Source organism: Azospirillum sp. FG154, from assembly GCF_057809575.1.
The window spans coordinates 155,614-177,295 of the sequence record NZ_JBMDKF010000010.1; the positions used below are offsets into that span (position 1 = coordinate 155,614).

Here is a 21,682-nt window from a genome sequence, read left to right on the forward strand (position 1 = left end):
GTTTGGGCGCGCGTTGGTGGTTAAAAATCCGCCGAGACCGGCGCCGGGGCGTCGGTGAACAGGCGGTTCTGGGCGGCGAAGCGCATGCAGCCGCTGACATCCACAGTGCGAAAGGCGTGGTCGCGCAGCGTCAGCGACAGCCGGTCGCGGGTGGTGAAGGAAATCTCGCGCTCGCCGTCCAGCGCGATGGAGCCGGACGTGACCTCCGGCACAAAGGCGACGTCGGCGGGCATCCGCCGCCAATCGGTGACGCCGATGGACGCCATCATCCCCGGCGCGATCGGCGCGCGCAAAAGGGTTCCGCCGTCGGTCGGCGCCCGCCCGGCGGACGACAGCCGCACCATCAGCCCGCCGCTCTCGTCGCGGGCGACGGGTTCGAGCAGCCCGGCGATGGCCGACATGCCGATCACCTCGGGATCGGCGAAGGTCACGTAGAGTTCGCGGAAATTTTCGGTGCGCCACAGGGCGCGCGCGCCGATGTAACGCTCCGTCACCAACGCCACATCGACCAGCGCCAGATCGGTCGTCGCGCCGTCGTTGATCGACACGTCGATCCGCTTGTTGCCGCGAAAGGCGATGTGGGGCGGCACGCGGCCCGTCACCGCCAACCCGGTCGCCAAGCCGGTGATGGTCGGTTCGCGATGATCGGGAAAGGCGTTGTTGGTGCCGGTGGAAATCCCGGCGATGGGCACCGCGCCGCATTCGGCGGCGACCGCCCGGTGGGTGCCGTCGCCGCCCAACACGACGATGGCCGCCGCCCCGGCCAAACGCATCTCGCGCGTCGCCCGATGGGTGTCGGCGACGGTTCCGGTGATCGGCATGGCGACCGCGTGGATGGCCGGATAGAGATCGTCGCCCTGGGCGCGCGCCCGCGCCAACCCGCGTTCGACGTGGGTGCGGATGCCGCCATGTTCCGGCATCATCAGCACGTCGGCGACGCCGCAGGCGCGCAGCGCCGCCAGCACCCGCAGCAGGATGTTCGCCCGATCCGTGACCTGAAGGCTGGTCGCGTTGGCGACGACCCGGCGGATGTCCCGCGCGGACACTGGATTGGCGACGATGCCGACGACCGGAGCCACGATGGCGTTCCCTCGATGCGTGAATGTCGAGGGAGCAATCGCAAGCGGCGTGCCAGACCGTCCGTTTATCAAATCATCGCTGCTTTCAACGGTTTCGTCGCGCCCGGCGCGGCGCGGCGGCGCGTCACCTGTGGCGCGACCTGTTGCGCCGCCGCTGCAACAGGTGTGGCGCGCCTCACCCCTGTCGCGTCACCTGTTGCGCCCTCAATCCTGTCGATGCGGCGCGACGATTCCGAAGCGGCGCATCTGCCGGTGGACGGTCGAGCGATCCACCCCCAGCGCCCGCGCCGCCGCCGACACGTTCCAGTGATGGCGGCGCAGGGCGTCGCGCAGACGGGCGGCGGGTTCCTCCTCGTCCAGCGGCGCAGGCGCAAACGCAGGCGGCGGCGGGGAGGCGGTCGGCGCCTCGTGACCGGGCCACGCCTTGACCAGCCCGCTGCGCTGCACCGGGTCGGGGATGTCGGCCAGATCAATCAGCCCGTCGGCGCACACGGCGCAGGCGTAATCCAGCGCGTTCACCAACTCGCGCACATTGCCCGGCCAGCCATGGGCGCGCAGCGCCGCCCGCGCCTCCGCCGTCAGGCAATAGTCCACGCCGTCACGCTTGACCCGTTCGGTCAGCAAACGGTCGATCAACCAATCGAGATCGCCGCGTTGGCGCAGCGGCGGCACGGTGAACACCGCGCCGTTGAGACGAAAGTACAAGTCGTCGCGGAAGCGTCCGGCCTTGACCAGCTCGATCAAATCGCGGTGGGTCGCGCCGATGACGCGAATGTCGACCGACACCGCCTTGGTCCGGCCAATCGGCGTCACCTCCCGTTCAGCCAGCACGCGCAGCAGCCGGGTTTGCGCCGACAGCGGCATGTCGCCGATTTCGTCCAGGAACAGGGTGCCGCCGTCGGCCTCCAAAATCAGCCCCTTCTTGCCGCGCGCCGTCGCCCCGGTGAAGGATCCCGGCTCATAGCCGAACAGCTCGCTTTCGATCAGCGCCTCGGGCAGGGCCGCGCAATTGATGGCGACGAAGGGCTTGGCGGCGCGGACGCTGGCGCGGTGCAGGGCCTTGGCGAAATGCTCCTTGCCGGTGCCGGTTTCGCCGTGGATCAGCAGGCTCATCCGGGTGTTCACCAGCTTGGCGGCGCGCGTCAGCACGGCTTTCAACGCCGGGTCGCCGCCGGAAATCGCCCGCAACGGCTCCGGCAGCGGGCCGCCGTCGCCGCTGTGGGCGCGCGGCAGGCTGGCGGCGGGCGGCGGCATCGCCTGGGCGAACAGCGGCAGGCCGCTGCGGCGCAGGCGCAAGGCGCGCTGGTCGGTCGGCAGGGCGCGGACGAAGCGGGTCAGATCCTCCACCTCGCAATCGAACAGTTCGGCGAAGGAGCGGCCCAACGGCGATTCGCCCGCCTCCGGCGTCAGCAAACAGCGGGCCTTGTTGTTGAAACCGATGATCTTGCCGCCGCCGTCCAGCGCGATGACGCAGTCGGGATCGACCTCCGCAAACTCCTGCGAGGCCGACAGCTTCACCACCCAATCGCGGCGGAAATTGTTGTAAAGATTGGCGTTCTCGATTTTGTGGACGTAGGACTTGACCATCTGGAGCGCCAGATATTGGCTGATTTTCGGCTCCGGCGAATGCAGGGCGGAGATGTCGAGCACAGCGGCCAACTCCCCGCCGCTTTCAAACACCGGGGCCGAGGTGCAGGTCAGCGGAATGTGCGTCGTGTCGAAATGGTCGGTCTGGTGGACGGTCAACGCCTCCCCCGTCGCGATGCAGGTGCCGACGGCGCAGGTGCCCGCATGCTCCTCGTTCCAATCAGACCCCAGATACAGACCGGCGCGGCGCAAATGATTGTCAAAGGTCGGGTCGCCGATGAAATCCACCGTCACGCCGTTGCTGTCGGTCAACAGCAGCACATAGCCCATGCCCGCGACCTGCCGGTACAGCGCCTCCAACCCAAAACGGGCCATGCGGAGAAACTCGTCCATCGCGTCGCGGTGAACCCGCAGCCGTTCCTGCGGCAGAATGCGGGCCTCGCGCCCGATGGTCGGATCCAGCCGGTGATCGACGACGCAGCGCCGCCACGACGCCTCGATGATGGGATCGCGGTTGGACGCGACGCCGCCGGAAACACGGACCAATTCGTCAATGTGCGCCGTGCGCGCGCTGTTCATCGCCGGGCCACCCGCTGACAGTCGGTTGCGCCAACCAACAGATTGGCGCGTACACTAGCAACCGCCAGCCCTTGAACGCAACATGTGCCAAAGCATCAGAGCGCTCCTGAACCGAAGGTGATAGGCGACCGACTGGGACCGAAGGTGATAGGCGACCGACCGGCGTTTACGCCTTTCCCAGCCCAAGCTGGGCGTGGCGTCCGGGATGGCTGCGGCGCAGGGCGGCGGCGCGGACCAGACCCAGCAGCATGGCCAGCGGCAGCAAGGCCGGAATGGCCCAGGACAACGCCCCGTCGGACCCCGTCAGCACGTTGAAATGCACGATGGCGAGGATCAGCACGGCGGCCAGCAGCAGCCCCGACACAGCGGGCAGGATGATGGCGCGCAGGGCGCCTTCGCTGCGGTTGGTCATCTTGCGGAAAAACAGGATCACCGCGACCGACGTCATGGTCATCAGCGCGATGACGCACAGCGTCGCCAGATTGGTCAACCAGGAGAACAGCGTCAGCACCGGATCGGAACCGCTGACAACGAAGGCGGTCATGACGACGAAGGCGATGGCGGTTTGCAACACCGATCCGGCGTGCGGGCTTTGATGCACCGGGTGGGTTTGCCCAAGGATTTCCGGCAACAGCCCTTCCCGGCCAATCGAGTAGAAATAGCGGGCCGCCGAATTGTGGAAGGCCAGCAGGGCGGCGTAGACGCTGCTGACCAGCAGGGCGCTCATCGCCGCCGTCAGCCAGGGACCGGCGTAACGATCCGACAGGGTGAAGGTGAAGGTCGTCGGGTCGGGCAGGCCGGAAATCGTCTCCACCACCTTGTCGGCGCCGACGCCGACGATCAGGCACCAGATCGAAAAGGTGTAGAAGCCGCCGATCAGCAGCACCGAAATGTAGGTCGCCAACGGGATGGTGCGTTCGGGATTCTTGGCCTCCTCTCCATAGATCGTCGTCGCTTCAAAACCGACGAAGGAGGCGAAGCAGAACAGCAAGCCGATGGCGGGCGCGCCGCTGAACAGCGCCGGCAGGGTGAAGGAGACGGTCGTCAACCCCTCCGCCCCGTGGCTTTTCAGGATGAACAGGTCGAGCAGGAAAACGACGACATACTCGCCGATCACCAGCAGCGCCAGAATCTTGGCCGACAAATCGACTTGCCGATAGCCGAAGATGGCGACCGTGACCATGGCGGAATAGGCCCAGACCCACCAGGGCAGATCAACGCCGATCATGTCCTTCATGAAGGCGGCGGTGGCCACGCCGTGCAGACCGTACAGCCCCACCTGCATCGCGTTGTAACCGAGAATGGCCAGCGCGGCGGCGGCGGCCCCCATTTGCCCGCCGCACCCCCGCGCGACAAAGGCGTAAAAACCGCCCGCGTGGGTGACGTGGCGGGCCATGGCGGTGTAACCCGCCGAGAACATCAGCAAAATACCGATGACGGCCAGCAGCAGCGACGGGGTTCCCGGCCCGTTGCCCAGCATCATGCCGATGGGCAGCCCGCCCGCGATGGCGGCGAGCGGCCCGGCGGCGGAAATTACGAAGAAAACGATGAAGCCGACGCCAAGGGCGCCTTTCCTCAATTCGTTGTTGGAAGCACTTCCCTGGACCGATGTCGTCATTGGAACCTCTCCAAACGAGCCGGACCGCAGAGGCGGACTCGGCAAATGGCGCACGAAGGCGAGAGGCGCAGAGATTCCGGCGGATCGCTGTGGAGCAATGTTCGCCGGTCCTGCCGTTCATTGTTTGGCGGCTTGGCCGCGTTTTTTTTGAGGCCGCCCCCGATCCGGGATGGACGGATCGGGGGCGCCGGTTGGATCGCACGGCTTGCGGGCGGGGCGCGCTCCCACCCGCAAACGGGGGGAATGGTCAAACGACGGCGAAGTAATTCTTGGTGAAGACGGGGGTTTCGACCCGCCACAGGATCGGCGCGCCTTTTTGGATGAACCAGGCGTCGCCGGGCTGGTAGGTCTGGCTCTGGCCGGTGCTCTCGTCGGTCAGGGTGACGGTTCCCTCGACGACGACGGCGTGTTCGGTGAAGGGGTAGACCATGCGGAAGACGCCCTGCGTGCAGGAAAACCAACCGCAGCTCACCGGCGCGTCGGGCGCGCCATGCTCCATCTTGCCAAAGGCCTTGACCTCGCCTTCAAGAATGGTGGAGCCGAGATCGGCGACCGTGCCCCAGGCGTCAAGATTGGCGGGCGGCTGGCCGGGTTTGATCGGAAGCATGAGACATCCTTTATCGTGATGGTGGTTGGGGTTATGGTCGAAAGGCTACGGCATTCACCCATCTTCGGTTTAGGCAACTCATTGGAAGAAAAAGAACTTTTCTCCGTCATTCCCGCGAAGGCGGGAATCCAGACTTACCCACAGAGTTCGTCTGGCAAACTCTGGATCCCCGCCTTCGCGGGGATGACGGGAAAGCCTTTTTATTTCAGTTGGTTGCGGCAAGAAAAAGATGTGTGAACGCCGTAGGGTCGAAACGGGGATCAGCGGCGACCGTTGAAGAAGCCCGACAGTTGGTGCCAGGTCTTGGCCGCCGACATGACGGCGGGGCGCAGATGGTCCTTGCCGAAAATGCTGACATGCGGGATGGAACTCATCAGGTCGTAACGCTCCGACCCTTCGCTCATCCCCTCGGCCAGCACCTTGCACACGATGTGGCTGGGGGTGACGCCGAAGCCGGAATAGCCCTGGACGTAAAAGGCGTTGGGACGTCCCGGCAAGGTTCCGATCTGTGGAAACAGGTTGGCCGAGCAGGCCATCGGCCCGCCCCAGGCCAGATCAATCTTCACGTCGGCGAGGTAGGGGAAAATCTTCAGCATCCGCGCCCGGTTCCACGCCGCCAGATCGCCCGGCACATAATCGACGAAATCGGTGGCGGCGCCGAAGAGCAGGCGGTTTTCGTTGGTGATCCGGTAGTAATCGATCACCGGGCGGATGTCGCTGTAGGCCCCCCGGATCGGGCTGATTTTCAGACACAGCTCGTCGGACAGCGGTTCGGTCGCCATCTGGAAGGCGTAAGTGTTGATCGTCTTCGGGGCGATGGACGGTTCCATCTTGTTGAGGAAGGAATCGCAGGCCCACAGCAGCTTCGACGCGCGGACGCTGCCCGCGTTGGTGCGCACGGTGATCCGCGACCCGTACTCCACCGCGATCACCGGGCTGTTTTCAAAGATGCGCGCGCCGTGGCCGGTCAGCGCCTTGGCCTCGCCCAGCAGCAGATTCAGCGAATGGACGTGGCCGCCGCCCATATGCTTCAAGGCGGCGCGGTAGGCGGTCGAGCCGACGACGTCCTGCACGCGCGCGCCGCTGACCAGTTCGATGTCCTCGGCGGGCGCGACCTGCTGGAATTCCTTCTGCCAGACCTTCAGGGTGTTTTCCTGCCGCTCGTTGAAGGCGAGATAGCCGTAGCCGTTGCGGAAATCGGCGTCGATGCCGTACCGGGCGATGCGCGACTGGATGATGCCGGCGCCCAGATTGGCGATGGCGAACAGCGTCTCCATCCCCTTCGGCCCGACATGTTTCTTCACCTTTTCCAGATCATGGCCAATGCCCGCCATCACCTGCCCGCCGTTGCGGCCCGTGCCGCCATAGCCCAGATGCCGGGCCTCCAGCACGACGATGTTGGCGACGCCCTTTTCGGCAAGCTCCAGGGCGGTGTTGATGCCGGAAAAGCCGCCGCCGATCACCACCACGTCGGCGTCCAAATCCTGCGTCAGGCGCGGAAAGGCCAGATCATATTTCCGCGTCGCCGTGTAGTAGTTCCGGGAATCGAGCGTGTTCATCGGATGTGTCATGGTGGCCGTCTTTCCGCGTGACGAACCCCGACGAACCGCAGCGCGCGCGTTCCGCCGCCTGCGTGTTCCCGTGGGTGATCGGGTTTTGAACATGGCCACAGGATGGCGCCGTCGCCCGACGCCGACTTGATCCTATGCGCCAATAATTTGATAATCAGCGCCACTGTGCGAGTTTTATAGGCGACAACATTTCAAGCCTATTTTTTAGGCAATTTCGGCGTCGCCCTTGGCGCCGCTCGCCCCAGCGCTCACCCCGGCAGGGCGACGCAGACCGATTTGGTTTCCAAATAATGCTCCAGCACGGCGCGGCCATGCTCGCGCCCGATGCCGGATTCCTTGAAGCCGCCAAAGGGCATGGCCGGGTCCAGCACATTGTGGGTGTTGACCCAGACGGTTCCCGCCTTCAGCCGCGCCGCCACGCTGTGGGCGACGCCAAGGTCGCGCGTCCACACCGACGCCGCCAGCCCGTAACGGCTGTCGTTGGCGCGCGCGACGACTTCGTCCAGATCGCGGAAGGGCAGGGCGACGGCGACCGGGCCGAACACCTCGTCCCGCACGATCTCCATGTCGTCGCGCGTGTTGACGAGCAAGGTCGGCTTGACGAAAAAGCCCGGCCCGGCGACCGGCGCGCCGCCGCTCAACGCCTCGGCCCCATCGGCCAGCGCCCGCTCGACGAAGCCGAAGACGCGGGCCTGCTGCTTGGCCGAGATGACCGGGGTGATCTGGCTTTCCGGGTCCAGGCCGCCGCCCAGCCGCAGCGACGACGCCACGCCCGCGATGTCGGCGACGACGCGGTCGAAAATGTCGGCGTGGATGTACAGCCGCGACCCACAGGTGCAGACCTGCCCCTGGTTGAAGAAAACGCCAAGATTGGCCGCCAAGCCGGGATGGGCCGGATCCATGTCGGGGAACATAATCATCGGCGATTTGCCGCCCAACTCCAACGTGAAGCGGGCCATGCGGGCGACCGCCGCCGCGCCGACCTGCCGCCCGATCTCGGTCGATCCGGTGAAGGCGATCTTGTCCACGCCGGGATGCGCGGTCAACGCCGCCCCGGCGACCGCCCCAACGCCGGTGACGACGTTGACGGCGCCCGGCGGCAAGCCCGCCTCCAGGCACAATTCGCCCAACCGCAGGGCGGTCAGCGGCGTTTCGTCGGCGGGCTTCAACACCACCGTGCAGCCGGTGGCCAGCGCCGGGCCGATCTTCCAAACCGCCATCAGCAGCGGGAAGTTCCACGGCACGATGGCCCCGACGACGCCGACCGGCTCGCGCCGGGTGTAGGCGTGAAAGCGGGTTCCCGGCGGCACGCCGATGGAGACGTCCAGCGTGCTGCCTTCGATCTTCGTCGCCCAACCGGCCATGTAGCGCAGGAAATCCACCGACGCCCCGACCTCAAGGGCGCGGGACAAAGTGATGGATTTGCCGTTGTTGACGGTTTCCAACTGCGCCAGCTCTTCGCCGTGGCGCTCGATCAAATCGGCCAGCCGCAACAGAAGCCGTTCGCGGTCCACCGGACGCGCTCGCGCCCAATCCCCCTCCAGCGCCCGGCGGGCGGCGCGGACGGCGGCGTCCACGTCCGCCGCGCCGGCGGCGGGAACCTGGGCCACGGGCTGGCCGGTGGCCGGATCATGCACGGTCATGACGGCGTTCGAGACCGCCATCGGGCGGTCCGCCCCAACGATCAAAGCGTGGCGGCGGGCCAAAAATTCGACGACGGCGGGGGACAGGCGGCTGTCGTGCGACAGCGGCGCGGAATGCTGATCCATGGCGGTCACGGTTTCCCAAGGGCGTTGGCGGCGCGCGGCGATTGCTGCGGTCGCGGAAAGCGGTAAGGACGGATTATTCTTGCGGATCGCGACCGTCAGCGCCCGACCAAAGACGCCATATCCTTGACTTTCCGCGCCACCGCGCGCGCGGGTCAAAAACGCCGGACGTCAGGGCGTCGCCCCACGCCCCCGCGCGTCTTTCCGGTAGGCGGAGGGCGTCTGGCCGAACCAGCGGCGGCAGGCGCGGGTGAAGCAGGCGCCGTCGGCGTATCCCAGAATGTGGGCGATTTCCGTCACCGACAGGTCGGTGTCGGCCAGATAGGTTTCGGCCATCGTCCGGCGCTTGTCCTGCTTGATCGCGCCAAAGCTTTCGCCGGATTTCTGCAAGGCGCGTTGCAGGGTGCGGGCCGACACGCCGACGGCGCGCGCCGCCTTGTGGACGCCGACGGCGCCGCCTTCGGGCCGATGGTCGGACAGGATGCGGCGCACCTCATCCTCCATCGAGCGCACCGGCATCGCCCGTTCCAGCAGGGTGCGGAGATACTGCTCGACGATGGGGCTGACCCGGCGGTCCATCAGGTTTCCGGCGATGGCGAGGTCGCTGGCCGGAAAGATCAGGCTGTTGACGCCCTGGTCGAAATAGAGCGGCGCGCCGAAAAACCCGTCATGCGCCTGTCGGCTGAGTGGGGCGCTGTGCTCGAAATGGACCTCCAGCGGGCGCCAACTGTTGCCCGCCATGGCGCGCATCAGCGTCGTCACCATCGCCAACGAATAGTCGGCGTCCTGGCGGCGGCGGCGGATGCGCGCGTCCTCGATCCGGTAATGGAAGACGCAGGTCGGGCCATCCTGCGCGATGCGGCTGGTGGTCGCCTGCTGCGCCAAGCCGATGTAGTCGATGAAGCCCTTCAGCGCCGTCCCGATGGTGGGGGAGCTGATGAACAGCAGGCCGATGGGGCCAAGGGTGAAGGGGGTGATGTCGCGCGCGGCGAACAGGCCGAAATTGGGATCGCCGAAATGGGCGGCGGCCCCCTCGAACGCCTCGACATACTGGCGCAGCGGAATTTCCCGGCAGGGATCGGCCAGCATCGCTTCCGACAGGCCATAGCGCCCCAACAGCGCGTCGGGGGATTGCCCCCGGCGCTTGATGGAATCGACCAGGGGCTGCATGACCGTGGCCCAGGTTTTCGGCTCGCGGTCGGAGGGCGGGGATGGCGGCAAAGGGCGGAACCATGGCGGGCGGGCGTGTCGCCAAGATTATGGCGTCATCGGCGACCGCCATCAAACAGGATGTGGGGCAGGATCAGGGAAGGCCGGACCATCCAGGGCAATTGTTTGAACCATCGAGACAGAATAAGCCCCTCTCCCGCAAGGGGAGAAGGGCTTTCTTCGATGCGCAACCGTTCAAGCGATTGCCCAGCCGATCAGACGCCGAGCTTGGGCACCGCGTGGGTGTCGAGCGCGACGCAGATGTTCTTGGTTTCCATATAGAAATCAAAGCTGTAATCGCCGCCGTCGCGGCCGATGCCGCTGGCCTTCATGCCGCCGAACGGGGTGGGCAGGTGGCGGTTGTTTTCCGAATTGATCCACACCATCCCGGCGTCGAGCTTCAAGGCGACGCGGTTGGCCCGCCCGACGTCGCGCGTCCACACATAGCCGGTCAGGCCATAGGGAATGTCGTTGGCGATGGCGACCGCGTCGGCCTCGTCCTCAAAGGGAATGGCGGTCAGGACCGGGCCGAAAATTTCCTCCTGCGCGACGCGCATGCGGTTGTTGGCGTTGGTGAACAGGGTCGGGCGGACGTAATGGCCGTCGGTCCCCAGCTCTTCGGCGCGGACGCCGCCGACCTTCACCGTCGCCCCATCCTCCCGCGCGATGGCGCAATAGCCCAGCACCTTGTTCAGGTGACGCTCGTGCACCAGCGGGCCGACCTCGGTCGCCGGATCCAGCGGGTGGCCGACCTTGATGCGGGCGACCCGCTCGGCCAGACGCTCGACGAAGGAATCATGGACGCCGCGCTGGACCAGCAGGCGCGACGACGAGGTGCAACGCTGGCCGTTCAGGCTGTAGATCATGAAGACCACGGCGTCGAGCGCCCGGTCCAGATCGGCGTCGGCGAACACGATGACCGGATTTTTGCCGCCCAGCTCAAAATGCACGCGCTTCAGCGTCGGCGCGCCCTGGGCCATGATGTGGCTGCCGGTGGAGGATTCGCCGACGAAGGCCACCGCCTTGATCGCCGGATGCTCGGTCAGGGTCTTGCCCGCCTCTTCGCCCAAGCCGTTGACCAGATTGACCACGCCCGCCGGGACGCCCGCCTCGGTCATGATTTCGGCCAGCAGCATGGCGGTCAACGGACTCCATTCGGCGGGCTTGTGAACCACCGTGCAGCCGGCGGCCAGCGCCGGGGCGATCTTCCAGGTGGACAGCATGAAGGGCGTGTTCCACGGCGTGATGACCGCCACCGGCCCCAGCGCCTGGCGCAGGGTGAGGTTCAGATGCGTCTCGGTCGGCAGCGACAGGCCGTTGGCGGCGTCGGGCGCGCGGTCGGCGAAGAAGCGGAAATTCTCCGCCGCGCGTTCGGCGGCCTTGCTCATGAAGCGGATCGGCTGGCCGCTGTCCAGGCTCTCCAACAGGGCGATGTCCTTGGCGCGGGCCAGGATGCCGTCGGCGACCTTGTGCAGGATGCGCTTGCGCTCCGTTCCCGGCAGGGCGGCCCAGGCGGGGAAGGCGCGTTCGGCGGCGCTGGCCGCCGCGTCCACGTCGGCGGCGTCGCCCGCATGGACCTGGTTGATGACGCCGCCGTCAATGGGCGACAGATTGTCGAACAGCTTGCCCGACCGACCGGGAACCTCCCGCCCGTCGATGAAATGGCCAAGCGGCTTGGCGCGGAAGCGGGCGAGCAGGGTTTCGGCGGCGGCGAGATTCGAGTCAAAGGCGCTGGTCATGGCGTTTCACTCCTCATGGGGCTTAGAGCCGGTGTTTTTGGGGTGTTGGCCGCGCAAAGCCCGCGCCGACCGTTGGTCTGGGGTTGGCGCTTTTGATTGCGGCGTTAATATTTAACATGTTATATAAATCGGCGCCGCAGGGTGTCAAGCGGTTTTGCATCTTGCCTTCACCGCGTTATCCTGCGGCGCGTCATCCTCGACAGACATGGACCAGGGCCTTGGGCAGACCACCATCCAAACGAACCGCATCGACCGCCGCTGGAACCTCCATTGGAACCGCCGCGCCGGAACGGGGCGCCGCCGACGCGCCGCGCGGGGAGATCCGCGCCTTCCGGCGTTCCTTGCCGATGGCGTTGCTGAAGGCGCGCGAAGCGGTGATGGGCCGTTTCCGTCCGATCCTTCACGCTCAGGATCTGACCGAACAGCAATGGCGCGTGCTGCGCGCCCTGACCACGGCGGAGGAGTTCCGGGCGGGCGAGTTGGCGCGGGTCAGCAGCATCAGCATGCCCAGCCTGTCGCGCATCCTGCGCGCGCTGGAAAAGCGCGCGTTGATTCAGCGCGGGGTGGAGGACAAGGATCTGCGCGCCGCGCAAATCTCCATCACCGCCAGCGGACGCGAACTGATCGCCCTGATCGCCCCGCACAGCGAACGCCGTTACGCCGACATCACCGCCGCCTTTGGCGAGGACCGTCTGGCGACCCTGTACGGCCTGCTGGACGAGCTGACCGCCTGCCTGAACGACGGCGCCGAAGCGCCGCCGGAGGATGAGGAGTAGGGGCGGCCCTCCTACAAACCACCCATGCACAGGTATTTGATCTCCACATAATCCTCGATCCCGTATTTCGAGCCTTCGCGCCCGAAACCGGATTGCTTGACGCCGCCGAAGGGGGCGACGGCGGTGGAGATCAGGCCGGTGTTGACGCCGACCATGCCATATTCCAGCGCCTCGCCCACCCGCCAGACGCGGGCGGCGTCGTGGGTGAAGAGATAGGCGGCAAGGCCGTAATCGCTGTCGTTGGCCATCCGCACCGCCTCGGCCTCGTCGGTGAAGCGGACCAGCGGGGCGACGGGGCCGAAGATTTCCTCCACCGCCACCCGCATCGACGGGGCGACGTCGGTCAGCACCGTCGGCGCGAAGAAGGTTCCGCCCAGCGCGTGGCGTTGGCCGCCGATGGCGACGCGCGCGCCCGCCGCCACGGCGTCGGCGACCAGTTCCTCCACCTTGGCGACGGCGGGGGCGTCGATCAGCGGGCCTTGCTGGGTCGCCGGATCCAACCCATCGCCGACGGTCAGCGCCGCCACCGCTTCCGTCAGCTTGGCGGCGAAGCGGTCATACACCCCGTCCTGCACCAGAAAGCGGTTGGAGCAGACGCAGGTCTGGCCCGAATTGCGGTATTTTGAGGCGAGCGCCCCCGCCACCGCCGCGTCCAGATCGGCGTCGTCAAAGACGATGAAAGGGGCGTTGCCGCCCAACTCCATCGACAGGCGCTTGACCGTCCCGGCGCTCTGGGCGATCAGCAGGCGGCCAATTTCGGTCGATCCGGTGAAGGTCAGCTTGCGCACCACCGGGCTGGCCGTCAGGACCGCGCCGATGGCCCGCGCCCGCCCGGTGACGACCGACAGCACGCCCGCCGGAATCCCGGCGCGTTCGGCCAGCACCGCCAGGGCCAGCGCCGACAGCGGCGTCTGTTCGGCGGGCTTGACGATCATCACGCAGCCCGCCGCCAGCGCCGGGGCCACCTTGCGGGTTATCATCGCCGCCGGGAAATTCCAGGGCGTGATGGCGGCGCAGACGCCGACCGGCTCCTTCACCACCACGATGCGGCGGTCGGCCTGCGGGGCCGGGATGACGTCGCCGTACAGCCGCTTGGCCTCCTCCGCGAACCATTCGACGTAGGAGGCGGCGTAGTCGATTTCCCCGCGCGCCTCGGCCAGCGGCTTTCCCTGCTCCAGCGTCATCAGAATCGCCAGATCCTCGCGGTTCTCGACGATCAGCTCGAACCAGCGGCGCAGCAGGGCGGAGCGCTGGGCGGCGGTGCGGGCGCGCCACGCCGGAAAGGCGGCTTGCGCGGCGGCGATGGCGCGTTCGGTTTCAGCCTCGGCGCAGCGCGGGACATGGGCGATGACGGCCCCGGTCGCCGGGTTGGTCACGGCGACCCGCTCGCCGCTGTCGGCCTCGATCCAGGCTCCGGCCAAGAAGCAGCGTTCGCGAAGAAGATCGCGGTCGGTCAGAACGGTCATTGGGCAAGATCCTTGGGATAAGGAAGCGGTCAGTACCCGCCGCCGGGCGGCGTCGACGCGGGCGGGGCGTCCGTTTGCGGGTCGCGGAAGCGGGCGGCCAAGGCCGAGGCGGCGCGGGCGTAAAGCGTCGTGTCCACCCCGACGCCGACGAACAGCGCGCCCGCCGCCAAATAGGCGCGCGCGACAGTCTCGTCGGTGGCCAGCACGCCGGGGGCCTTTCCGGCCTGACGGACGCGGGCCATGCCCTGTTCGATAGCGGCGCGCACGGTCGGGTGGTTCGGCTGGCCGCGCAACCCCATTGAGGCCGACAGATCCGCCGGGCCGAAAAACACGCCGTCCACGCCGGGGACGGCGGCGATGGCGTCGAGATTCTCCAGCCCGCGCAGGCTTTCCACCTGGACCAGCAGGCAAATCTCCGCGTCGGCCTCCGCCAGATAGTTGGGGACGCGGTTCCAGCGCGAGGCGCGGGCCAGCGCGCTGCCGACGCCGCGCAGGCCGTCGGGCGGGTAGCGGGTGGCGGCGACCAGCGCGGCGGCCTGTTCCGCCGTCTCCACCATCGGAATCAGCAGCGTCTGCACGCCCAGATCCAGCATCTGCTTGATGAGCGCCGTGTCGCCGATCACCGGGCGGACGATGGGGTGGCTGGTCGGGTAGGCGGCGATGGCCTGCAATTGGGCGAGCACGCCGCGCAGATCGTTCGGCGCGTGCTCCCCGTCGATCAGCAACCAGTCGAAGCCGGAACCGGCGGCGATTTCGGCGCAATAGGCGTCGGCCAGCCCCAGCCACAGGCCATATTGCGGTTGGCCCGCCGCCATCGCCCGTTTGAACATGTTTTCCGGTGTCTTCATGACGGCGCCGTCTCCCTCAGACAAAGCGGAAGGCGATGGACCCGAAGGGGCCATAATCGCAATGAAAGGTGTCGCCGGACCGCGCCGGAACGGGACGGGTGAAGGATCCGGCCAGCACGATTTGCCCCGGCTCCAACGCCACGCCATGGGGGGCGTATTTGCGGGCGAGCCAGGAAACGCCGTTGGCCGGGTGGTTCAGCACCCCCGCCGCCACGCCGGTTTCCTCGATCACGCCGTTGCGGTGGAGCAGCGCGGCGGCCCAACGCAGATCGCTGTCGAGCGGGCGCATGGGCCGTCCGCCCATGATGATTCCGGCGTTGGCCGCGTTGTCGGAAATCGTGTCCATGACCTTGCGCGGGCGCTTGGACTCCGGGTCAACGCGGTGGCAACGGGCGTCGATGATCTCCACCGCCGGAATCACGTAATCGGTCGCCGTCAGCACGTCAAACAGGGTGACGTTCGGCCCCTCCAACCGGCTTTTCAGGATGAAGGCCAACTCGACCTCGACCATCGGCGCGATGAAACGGTCGAGCGGGATGTCGCCGCCGTCGGCGAAGATCATGTCGTCGAGCAGCGCGCCGTAATCCGGCTCCGTGATTTGCGAGGATTGCTGCATGGCGCGCGAGGTCAGGCCGATCTTGTGCCCGACCAGTTTGCGCCCCTCGGCGATTTTGGCGGCGACCCAACAGCGTTGGATGGCGTAGGCGTCCTCAATGGTGATCTCGGGATGGTCCAACGAGATCTGGCGGGTCGGCGCGCGGGTCTGTTCGGCTTGGTGCAGACGGGCGGCGGCGGCCTGGATGGCGTCTTGGCTCAGCATCGGATGCGCGTCCTTACTTCTTGTAGCGGGAATGGATGTTGTTCTGCTTCCAGGTTCCAGCCTCGCTGAACTCCTGGATTTCCAGCGACAGGGCCAGGAAGCGACGGGCGAACAGCGCGGCGAAATGCTCCGTCACCATGGCGAACAGGGCGTCGCCCGCCGCCTGTTTCTGTTCCGCCGTGCGCCCGGCCCCGATCTTCAGCGTCAGATGGACGAAGGCGTCGTCCGCCGCGCCGTCGGCGACGCAATAGTCGGTCAGACGAATGGCGCGCGACCGGATGCCGCCGATGGGAAACACCCCGTTCTGCGCGATCAGCACGGCGTTGGCCTTGCGCAACAGATCCGGGATGGCGGCCTCCTCGGCCAGATTGTCGGTGTGTTCGACGATGAGATGGGGCATCGCGGGGCGCGCCTTTTCGTTGGGGAAGAGTCGGGGTTCAGGGCGCGATTGCCCCCTCCCCAACCCTCCCCCGCGTTGCGGGAGAGGGAGTCGGAACGCTTGTTTGCGAGCGGCGGAGTTCCCTCTCCCGCTGACAAGCGGGGGAGGGTTAGGGAGGGGGGTGCGCCCCCGACGCCCTCAGACCGAAAACACCGCGTTGATCTGCCCGGTGCCCGACGACGGGAAATAGGGCGTCACGATGTCCACCGTTCCCTGATATTGGTCCCAGCCCAGCGCGCCGAACAGCATGGCGGTGTCGTGCATGTTGCCTTCGCCCCAACATTTTTCGGCGTACATCGGCAGCATGGCGGTGAAGGTCGCCCAATCGCCCTGTTTCCACAGATCGACGACGCGCAAATCGACCTGCTCCAGGAACGGATCCCACATCTTGTGGAGATACTCCTCCGACACGCCGTTCTGGGCGAAGCGGTGCGACAGCGACCCGCTGGCGAAGATCGCCACCGTGCCGTCATACTCCTCCTCGATCGCCGTGCGCACGGCGCGGCCCAGCGTGGCGCTGTCCTTCAGATCATGCACGGTGCAGAGCGCCGACACCGACACGACCTTGAAACGCTGGTCTTCGTTCATGTAGCGCATCGGCACCAGCGTGCCGTATTCCAGCGTCAAACTCGTGTCGGAATGGGCGCGGGTGCGCACCCCGGCGGCGGTCGCCGCGTCGGCCAGAAGCTGGCCCAGCGCCGGGTTGCCGGGATAGGCGTAGGGCAGATTCTTGATGAAGTGCGGCAGCTCGTTGCTGGTGTAGACGCCCTCGAAAGCGGGGGCGCAATTGACGTGGAAGCCGGAATTGACCAGCCAATGGGTGTCGAACACCACGATGGTGTCCACCCCCAGATCGCGGCAGCGGCGACCGATCTCCTTGTGACCGGCGATGGCGGCGTCGCGGCAGCCCTTGTGCGGGCCGTCCAGCTCCGACAGATACATGGACGGGACATGCGTGATCTTGGCGGCGAGCGCGAGTTTGCCCATGGCGTTCCTCCTGTGGTTTTTAGGCGTTGGTTTTTGGATGGGCGGCTTCAACGGTCGCCGACGATGTGATTCACAAGGCTGCCGACGCCTTCGATCTCCGTGGTGACGACGTCGCCGGGCTTGACGTCCGCCAGCCCGTCCGGCGTGCCGGTCAGGATGACGTCGCCGGGCGACAGGGTCATGATCGACGACAGATAGGCGATCAAGTGCGGCACGTCGAAGATCATGTCGCGCGTGCCGCCGCTTTGCGTCTCCACCCCGTTGACCAGGGTGCGCAGGCGCAGATCCATCGGGTTGGGAATGTCGGCGGCGTCCACCAGCCAGGGGCCGAGCGGCGTGCAGCCGTCGCGGTTCTTCACCCGCAGATTCGGGCGGTAGTAATTTTCCAGATAGTCACGGATGGCGTAATCGTTGGCCACGCTGTAACCGGCCACCACCTCATACGCGCGCTCGCGCGGGACGTCGCGGGCGGTCTGGCCGATGACCACCGCCAACTCGCATTCGTAATGCATGAAAGCGACGCCGGCGGGGCGGCGGGTGCGGGATTGGTGGCCGGTGATGGTGTTCGGCCCCTTCAAAAAAACCAGCGGCGTTTCCGGCGGCTTGAAGGCCAACTCCTTCGCGTGGTCGGCGTAGTTCAGGCCCAGCGCGAAGATCGTGCGCGGCGCGACCGGCGGCAGCCATTCCTCCACCGCGTCGGCGGCGATATGGCGGCCATCCTGCAAACGCAAACCATCGCCGTCGGCGGTCGCCGCGTGGACGACGCCCTCATAGCGGACGCGGGCGTGCTTCATGGCGCGGCTCCCTCGATGGTGATCTCCAGACGGTCGAAGCCGTCAATCTCCAGCGCGACGCGGTCGCCCGGCCCGGCCTGCGGCCCGTTCAACGCGATGCCCAGCGTCAGCGTGTCGCCCGCCCGCAAGGTCATGAAATCGGTGACGTCGGCCAGCAACCGCGCCGCCGGACGGACCAGATCGGACAGGCCGCGTTCGGCGACGACCACGCCGTTGACCACCGTGCGCAGGGTCAGCCGGTCCAGATCAGCAACGCCCTCATAGGGAACCACCGGCCCCATCGGGCAGGAACCGTCAAAACAGCGCTCGCGCACCGGCGGGCGATAAACCACCGGATTGGGCAGGCTGACGTCCAGCACCGGGCGCAGACCGGCGACGGCGTTCAACGCCGTCGCCTCCGCCAGTTGGGTCGCGTCGCGGCCCAGAACCAGGCCCAGCGTCGCGCCCAGCTCCAGCCGATCCGCCCCGCGCGGGATGCGGACGGTCGCGCCGGTCGCCGCGTGGGTGTTGCAGGGCTTGATGTAGAGGATGGGGGCCTTGGGCGGGGCGGCGTAGGGCGGGGCCGTCAGCGCCGCCCCCAACCGTTCCAGCGATGGATGATCGTTCAGGATCACGCCATAGACCATGCCCGACCCATCCAAGGCGACATGTTGCGAACTCATGAGTTTCAACCTCCGATGACGCGGACGAGCCACAGGCACACGCCCGGGCAAAAGACCAGAAGCAGGATGCGCAGCAGGTCCGACGCCAGGAAGGGCAGGACGCCCAGCGCCGTTTCCCGCATCGGCACACCCCGGGCCAGCCGGTTGATGACGTACAGATTCATGCCGACCGGCGGATGGACCAGCCCGATTTCCACAACCATCAAAGCGAGGATGCCGAACCACACCGATTTGTCGGCGACCGACAGGCCGAAGAACTCCAGCCCCATCACCATCGGGTAGAAGATCGGGATGGTCAGCAGGATCATGGCCAGCGAATCCATGACGCAGCCCAGCAGGATGTAGACGCCGATGATGGTGAACAGCACCAGCAGCGGCGGCATCCCGCTGTCGCGCACCCAGGCGGCCAGCTCCACCGGCATTTGCGACACCGCCAACGCCGAATTCAACAGATCGGCCCCGATCAACACCAGGAAGATCATCGCGGTGGCCTGCGCTGCGCCGTACACGCTGGCGACCAGTTGGCGCCAGCGCATGCCGCCCGACAGGATGGCGATGATCCCACAGGCCGCCGCGCCGATGGAGGCGGCTTCGGTCGGGTTGGCCCAACCGTCGTAGATGCCGACGATCACCACCAGAAAGACCAGCGCCACCGGCAGCACGTTGATTTGCGCGCGCAGCCGTTCGCCCCAGGGAACCGGCGCGCTGGCCGGACCGGCGGCGGGGTCGCGCCGGACGATGATCGCGATCACCGCCAGATAGCCGAGCGCGGCGAGAATCCCTGGAACCACGGCGGCGACGAACAGCTTGCCGATGGATTCCTGCGTCAGCACCGCGTAAACGACCAACGGAACCGACGGCGGGATGAGGATCCCCAAGGTGCCGCTGGCCGCGAGCGTGCCGGTCGCCAACCGCCCGGAATAGCCGTGGCGCTGCAACTCCGGCAACGCCACCTGTCCCATGGTGGCGGCGGTCGCCAGCGACGATCCGCAGATCGCCCCGAACGCCGCGCAGGCCGCCGTGGAGGCCATCGCCAAACCGCCGCGCCAATGGCCGATCAACGCGCCCGCCGCCTTGAACAGCGCCTTGGACAGGCCGCCATGAGTGGCGAACTGGCCCATCAGCAGGAACAGCGGGATCACCGACAAATCATAGTTCGACAGCCGGGCGAAGGTCAGGTTGTTCAGGGTGAACAGCAGCGCCGCGCTCTGCCCGCCGTTGATCGTCAGATAGATCCCGGCCCCGGCGATGAACATGGCCACGCCGATGTGAACCCGCAGCGCCAACAGCCCCAACAACCCGCCAAAGCCGATCAACCCAATGGCCGTGCCGCTCATGACCGCGCCTCCGACGTCTGGGGAGCGACCGCAGCGTTCGCCTTCACCGACAAATCCCGCCAGCCGCGCGCCAGGGCGCACAGACCCACCAACGCCAAGCTGGGAATCATGCCCGCCATCGGCAGCCAGATCGGAATGCTCAACAGCGGCGTGACCTCCGCCGCCTCGCGAATGTCCAGCGTCTGAAGCCCGGCGCGCCAGGCCAGCAGCAGGGCGACCAGCCCCAGCAGCAGATCGGACGCCGCGTCCAGGACACGGCGCGCCGCCGCCGGGGCGAATTCCGTGAAGAAATCGACCCGCAAATGCTCGCCCAGCGTGGTGCAGAGCGGCAGAAAGGCCGCCGCCGCGACCGCCGTGCCGACTTGCATCAGTTCGACGTCGCCAGTGATCGGCGCGTTGGCCAGCTTGCGCCCAATGATCGAGACCAGCGACATGCCGATCAAGCCGATGAACACACCCCCGCCGATCAACGCGAAGCCCTTGGCGCTGGACAACAGCAACCACTCGACTCCGCGCGCCGCCGGTTGGTCGGCGGGCAACCCCATGGGTTCCTGCATGATGGGGACACTCCCTTACGGATGGTCAGCGGGCGGCGAGCGCGCGGGCGTCGGCGATCAGCGCCGCGCCGTCCACCCCGCGCGCGCCAATTTCCTTCAACCATTCCTCCTCCACCACGCGGGTGGCGGCGCGCATGGAGTCGTAATCCGCTTGGTTTTGCGTGACGACCATCCCACCCTCCTTCGTGACCTGGAGCTTGGTCGCCGCAATCACGTCATCCCAGACGGCGCCAAAGAGGTCGACCAGAGGGGCGCCGCTGTTTCGGTCAATCACCGCCTTGACGTCGGCGGGCAAAGCCGCGTAGCGGGGCTTGTTCATCAACAAGGCCAGAACCGTGCCGGCGTAGTAAGGCTGACCGTTCGGCGGATCCGCGTGGAACTTGGTGACTTCCTGAAGTTTGGTCGGCGTCACGACCTCCCACGCGGACATCGCGCCGTCGACAACCCCCTTGGAGATCGCTTCCGTCACCTGGGCGGGAGGCATGTTGACCGGCGTGGCCCCCAGGGCGAGCAACGCCTTGGAACTCATGCGGGTCGGCGCGCGCATCTTCAACCCCTTCATGCTCTCCACGCCGTCAATCCGCTTGGCGGCGGTGTGAAAGGTGTCGCCGCCGTTGGAATAGACCGCCAACACCTTGTAGGCGTCGAACTCCTTGACCGCGTGGCGCTCAAAAAAATCCCAGACGGCGCGGCTGCCGGATTTGGCGTCGCGAACGATGAAAGGCAGCTCCATCGTCTCGATGATCGGGAAGCGGCCAGCGGAATAGCCCGGAGCCGTCCACACGATGTCCGCGACGCCGTTCTTGGCGAGATCAACCAATTGCCCGGCCGTGCCGCCCAATTGCAGCGCCGGAAAAATCTGGCATTTGATCTGGCCGCCGGATTCCGCCCCCAGCTTGGCGCACCACGGCTCGATCACCTGCTTTTGCGCCGGGGCGTTGGGCGGCAGGAAATGAGCGATTTTCAGGGTGACGGTTTCAGCGGCGACCGGGCTGGCCGCAAGCAGCGCCGCCAGGGAAAGACCGAGCGGTCCCACCGCGCGTTTCGCATGGGTCATGAGGTTTCCTCCTTGCAGACACACTCGGGGCGAACCGCACGGCGCCTGCTTGTTTGATTTTGATATTAACATGTTAAACATTAACATGTTAATTAGTCAAGCGGATGATCGCCCTTGCCCGCTTTTTTTGACGAGTCTCGTGGATCCGCTTTTGGGAGAAAGGCGGACGCGGAATCGCGCCCGC

The 21,682-nt window shown here is 66.7% G+C and carries 19 protein-coding genes; 1 reads left to right on the forward strand and 18 read right to left on the reverse strand.

What is annotated here, in order from left to right:
- Window positions 1-20: 20 nt before the first annotated feature.
- The 8 genes from ACODS4_RS14025 to hpaE all read right to left on the reverse strand — a co-directional run bounded on the left by ACODS4_RS14025 (window position 21) and on the right by hpaE (window position 11,755).
- On the reverse strand, window positions 21-1,079 hold the full coding sequence (locus ACODS4_RS14025) for an ATP-NAD kinase family protein (RefSeq protein ID WP_488864608.1): 1,059 nt from the start codon (window positions 1,077-1,079) through the stop codon (window positions 21-23).
- A gap of 204 nt (window positions 1,080-1,283) precedes the next feature.
- Window positions 1,284-3,245, reverse strand: a complete 1,962-nt coding sequence (locus ACODS4_RS14030) for a sigma-54-dependent Fis family transcriptional regulator (RefSeq protein ID WP_488864610.1) — start codon at window positions 3,243-3,245, stop codon at window positions 1,284-1,286.
- Window positions 3,246-3,411: 166 nt separating this feature from the next.
- Window positions 3,412-4,863, reverse strand: a complete 1,452-nt coding sequence (locus tag ACODS4_RS14035) for an APC family permease (protein WP_488864612.1) — start codon at window positions 4,861-4,863, stop codon at window positions 3,412-3,414.
- A gap of 247 nt (window positions 4,864-5,110) precedes the next feature.
- Window positions 5,111-5,470: a cupin domain-containing protein gene (locus ACODS4_RS14040; protein WP_488864614.1), complete on the reverse strand. Its 360-nt coding sequence runs from the start codon at window positions 5,468-5,470 to the stop codon at window positions 5,111-5,113.
- 260 nt (window positions 5,471-5,730) lie between these two features.
- A complete protein-coding gene (locus tag ACODS4_RS14045; protein WP_488864616.1) occupies window positions 5,731-7,041 on the reverse strand; it encodes an NAD(P)/FAD-dependent oxidoreductase in 1,311 nt (436 codons plus the stop codon).
- A gap of 248 nt (window positions 7,042-7,289) precedes the next feature.
- Window positions 7,290-8,810: an aldehyde dehydrogenase family protein gene (locus ACODS4_RS14050; RefSeq protein WP_488864618.1), complete on the reverse strand. Its 1,521-nt coding sequence runs from the start codon at window positions 8,808-8,810 to the stop codon at window positions 7,290-7,292.
- A 168-nt stretch (window positions 8,811-8,978) separates the two neighbouring features.
- Window positions 8,979-9,977: an AraC family transcriptional regulator gene (locus ACODS4_RS14055; RefSeq protein ID WP_488864620.1), complete on the reverse strand. Its 999-nt coding sequence runs from the start codon at window positions 9,975-9,977 to the stop codon at window positions 8,979-8,981.
- 254 nt (window positions 9,978-10,231) lie between these two features.
- Window positions 10,232-11,755 (reverse strand): 5-carboxymethyl-2-hydroxymuconate semialdehyde dehydrogenase, encoded by a 1,524-nt coding sequence (hpaE, locus tag ACODS4_RS14060; RefSeq protein WP_488864622.1) that lies wholly within the window; start codon window positions 11,753-11,755, stop codon window positions 10,232-10,234.
- Between the two features lie 218 nt (window positions 11,756-11,973).
- On the opposite strand from hpaE, the gene hpaR reads away from it, so the two are divergent.
- Window positions 11,974-12,531, forward strand: a complete 558-nt coding sequence (hpaR, locus tag ACODS4_RS14065) for a homoprotocatechuate degradation operon regulator HpaR (RefSeq protein WP_488864624.1) — start codon at window positions 11,974-11,976, stop codon at window positions 12,529-12,531.
- Window positions 12,532-12,542: 11 nt separating this feature from the next.
- Here hpaR and ACODS4_RS14070 read toward each other — a convergent pair whose 3' ends face one another.
- From ACODS4_RS14070 to ACODS4_RS14115, 10 genes are all read right to left on the reverse strand, one after another.
- Window positions 12,543-13,997, reverse strand: coding sequence for an NAD-dependent succinate-semialdehyde dehydrogenase (locus tag ACODS4_RS14070; RefSeq protein WP_488864626.1), 1,455 nt, complete (start codon window positions 13,995-13,997; stop codon window positions 12,543-12,545).
- Between the two features lie 29 nt (window positions 13,998-14,026).
- Window positions 14,027-14,845, reverse strand: coding sequence for a 4-hydroxy-2-oxoheptanedioate aldolase (gene hpaI / locus ACODS4_RS14075; RefSeq protein WP_488864628.1), 819 nt, complete (start codon window positions 14,843-14,845; stop codon window positions 14,027-14,029).
- Between the two features lie 16 nt (window positions 14,846-14,861).
- Window positions 14,862-15,665 (reverse strand): 2-oxo-hept-4-ene-1,7-dioate hydratase, encoded by an 804-nt coding sequence (hpaH, locus tag ACODS4_RS14080; protein WP_488864630.1) that lies wholly within the window; start codon window positions 15,663-15,665, stop codon window positions 14,862-14,864.
- Between the two features lie 13 nt (window positions 15,666-15,678).
- Complete coding sequence (locus tag ACODS4_RS14085; RefSeq protein ID WP_488864632.1) at window positions 15,679-16,065, reverse strand: 5-carboxymethyl-2-hydroxymuconate Delta-isomerase; 387 nt, start codon at window positions 16,063-16,065, stop codon at window positions 15,679-15,681.
- A 177-nt stretch (window positions 16,066-16,242) separates the two neighbouring features.
- Entirely contained in the window at window positions 16,243-17,091 is an 849-nt protein-coding gene (gene hpaD, locus ACODS4_RS14090) for a 3,4-dihydroxyphenylacetate 2,3-dioxygenase (protein ID WP_488864634.1), read from the reverse strand.
- A 47-nt stretch (window positions 17,092-17,138) separates the two neighbouring features.
- Entirely contained in the window at window positions 17,139-17,885 is a 747-nt protein-coding gene (locus ACODS4_RS14095; RefSeq protein WP_488864636.1) for a fumarylacetoacetate hydrolase family protein, read from the reverse strand.
- Window positions 17,882-18,547 (reverse strand): fumarylacetoacetate hydrolase family protein, encoded by a 666-nt coding sequence (locus ACODS4_RS14100; RefSeq protein ID WP_488864638.1) that lies wholly within the window; start codon window positions 18,545-18,547, stop codon window positions 17,882-17,884. The genes ACODS4_RS14095 and ACODS4_RS14100 overlap by 4 nt, the downstream gene beginning before the upstream one ends.
- A gap of 5 nt (window positions 18,548-18,552) precedes the next feature.
- Window positions 18,553-19,884 (reverse strand): TRAP transporter large permease, encoded by a 1,332-nt coding sequence (locus ACODS4_RS14105; protein ID WP_488864640.1) that lies wholly within the window; start codon window positions 19,882-19,884, stop codon window positions 18,553-18,555.
- Window positions 19,881-20,441, reverse strand: coding sequence for a TRAP transporter small permease (locus ACODS4_RS14110; RefSeq protein ID WP_488864642.1), 561 nt, complete (start codon window positions 20,439-20,441; stop codon window positions 19,881-19,883). Before ACODS4_RS14110 ends, ACODS4_RS14105 begins: the two co-directional genes overlap by 4 nt.
- Before the next feature lie 25 nt (window positions 20,442-20,466).
- Window positions 20,467-21,498 (reverse strand): TRAP transporter substrate-binding protein, encoded by a 1,032-nt coding sequence (locus ACODS4_RS14115; RefSeq protein ID WP_488864644.1) that lies wholly within the window; start codon window positions 21,496-21,498, stop codon window positions 20,467-20,469.
- Window positions 21,499-21,682 lie beyond the last annotated feature (184 nt).